The 297-nt window shown below is 52.5% G+C and carries 1 pseudogene; it reads right to left on the bottom strand.

The features are described from left to right. Window positions 1-297: pseudogene (locus M3200_RS07290) on the bottom strand (protease Lon-related BREX system protein BrxL); the annotation flags it as partial.

The raw sequence follows: 297 nt of genomic DNA, 5'->3' as shown, positions 1-297 counted from the left end.
TGATCTCTCCCAGCACGGCAAGAGAACTCTGTGTCGGACGATTCAGCGCAATCGAGCAAATAGAAATAACCGTCGGCAGAGCCAGCTTGTCTGTAATTCCAATGCCCTGCAGATCCTGATAATTGATGTTGTAATCCTTCGACGTCATGCTGATGGAGCCGCTGATCCGCTTTGCATTTGCCTTCAGGAAATTGAACGCCGTATTCGTCGCTTCCTTCGCGCCGCGATCACTTCCAAGGCCCGTGCATACGAGCTTCCCAGTTCCCGGCAGCATCTGCGATTCCAAGCGGAATACAC

Source organism: Dialister sp. CAG:357, from assembly GCF_000435155.1.
In the GTDB taxonomy this organism is placed as follows: Bacteria; Bacillota; Negativicutes; order Veillonellales; family Dialisteraceae; genus Dialister; species Dialister hominis.
The sequence above is the reverse complement of the archived record's forward strand: the minus strand, read 5'-3'. Positions and strand labels throughout refer to the sequence as shown.